The organism is Streptomyces sp. NPDC020490, assembly GCF_044335305.1.
Classification (GTDB): Bacteria; Actinomycetota; Actinomycetes; order Streptomycetales; family Streptomycetaceae; genus Streptomyces.
The window spans coordinates 1-2,186 of record NZ_JBIRUY010000101.1 but is presented as its reverse complement, the minus strand read 5'-3'; the positions used below and the strand labels follow the sequence as shown (position 1 = coordinate 2,186).

The window sequence follows — 2,186 nt, the reverse complement described above, 5'->3', positions numbered from 1 at the left end:
CGCCGGACATCCCACGCCCGCACCGGCAACGGCCGCAGCACACCCGCCTCGAACAACCCCACCAGCTCCCGCAGCATCTCCCCGATCCGCTCCGGGCCCGCCTCCATCAGATCGAAAGCCCGGTAGGCCACACCCGGGTGGTCGCGGGCGACCTGCTCGGGGTCGCGGATGTCGGTCTTGCCCATCTCGACGAACCGGCCGCCGCGCGGCAGCAGCCGCAGCGAGGCGTCGACCAGCTCGCCGGCCAGGCAGTCCAGGACCACGTCCATGCCCCTGCCACCGGTCGCGGCCTTGAAGCGCTCCTCGAAGGAGGTCGACCGGGAGGAGCCGTAGTGGGCGGCCTCCAGGCGCGCCTCCCGGCGCAGTACGTCCCACTTGCCCTCGCTCGCCGTGCCGAACACCTCGGCGCCCAGGCGCCGGGCCAGCTGCACGGCGGCCATGCCGACACCGCCGGCCGCGGAGTGCACCAGGACCCGCTCGCCACGCCGGAGGCCGGCGAGGTCCACGAGGGCGTAGTACGCGGTCAGGAACACGGCGGGCACCGACGCGGCCTGCTCGAACGACCAGCCTCGCGGAACGCGCACGACCATCCGGGCGTCGGCGACGGTCACCGCGGCGAAGGAGTGGGGCACCATGCCCATCACCCGGTCCCCGACGGCGAGGTCCGTCACTCCGGGACCGACCTCAGTGACGACCCCCGCGGCCTCGCTGCCGAGCACGATCGTGTCGGGATACATGCCGAGCGCCATCAGCACATCGCGGAAGTTGAGGCCGGCCGCGCGGACGGCGATCCGCACCTGCCCCTCGGTGAGGGGTGCGGCCGCTTCGGGGAACGGCACCGGGGCCAGGCTCTCCAGGGTGCCGTCGCCGGGTGTGTCGAGCCGCCAGGGAACGTCCTCGGGCGGGGTGAGCAGGGCACTGCCGGTGCGGCGCGTCAGGCGCGGGGCGAGGAGTTCACCGTCGCGGACGGCGATCTGCTCCTCGCCGGTGGCCACGGCCGGGATGACCGGCGTGTCCTCGTCGACGGCGCCGGCGTCCGTGTCGACGTCGACGAGGACGAGCCGCCCCGGGTTCTCGGCCTGCGCGGACCGCACCAGTCCCCAGACCCCGGCATGGACGAGGTCCGAGACGTCCTCGCCCCGGCGGACGGCGATCGCGCCGTGCGTGACGATCACGAGCCTGGCACCGTCGAACGCCGGCTCGGCCAGCCATCGCTGCACCTGCGTGAGCAGCCGTGCCGTCTCCTCGCGCACCCGCTCGGCGGTCACCACGGAACTGCGCGGCGGTACCGGCAGCAGCACGGTGTCCGGCACGGGCGTGCCGTCGGCGACGGCAGCGGCCAGCGCGCCCAGGTCGGCGTAGACCGTCGCGGCGGCCTCGTCGTCGGAGTGCGGAGTGCGCAGCACGGCCCAGGACCGCGGCGGTTCGTGGTCGGCGGTGAGGGGCGTCCAGGCGACGCGGAAGAGGCTGTCGTTGTCCGCCGCCCGGGCTCGCTGCAACTGCTCGGCGGAGACCGGCAGCAGGCTGAGCGCCTCGATCGCGGCCACCGGCAGGCCCGCGGTGTCGGCCACGTTCACGCGTACGGTGTCGCCGCCCACCGGCTGCAGCCGCACCCGGAGTGCCGTGGCGCCCTCGGCGTACAGGCGGACCCCGCTCCAGGAGAACGGCAGCCGCAGCGCCGCGTCCTCGCCGCCCGGTACGTCGAGGAGCATGCCGTGCAGTGCCGCGTCGAGCAGCGCCGGGTGCAGCCCGAACTCACCGGCTTCGGCGCGGTGGTCGTCGTCCGCCACGACTTCGGCGAGGATCTCGTCCCCGAGCCGCCAGGCGGCACGCAGGCCACGGAAGGCGGGCCCGTACGTGTAACCGGCGGCGGCCAGACCCTCGTAGAACCCGGCCAGGTCCACCGGCTGCGCACCCGGCGGCGGCCATGCGGCGTCCTCGGCGGCGGGCACGGGCCCGCCCGGCGCGAGGGAACCGCTCGCATGCCGCGTCCACGGCACGTCGGCGGCGCCCTCGGCCCGCGCGTGGACCGCGACGGACCGCGCACCCGACTCCTGCGCCGCACCGACCTCGACCTGGATCTGCACCGCCCCGCGTTCGGGCAGCGCGAGCGGCGCCTCCAGCGTCAGTTCCTCGACGGCACCGCAGCCCGCCTCCTCACCCGCCCGCAGGACGAGCTCCACGAA

General features: G+C 75.3%; 1 protein-coding gene. It reads right to left on the bottom strand.

Annotated elements, in window-relative coordinates:
• Nucleotides 1-2,186 (bottom strand): polyketide synthase dehydratase domain-containing protein (locus tag ACH4ZX_RS40265; protein ID WP_398283898.1); only part of this gene is annotated, 2,186 nt, incomplete at both ends.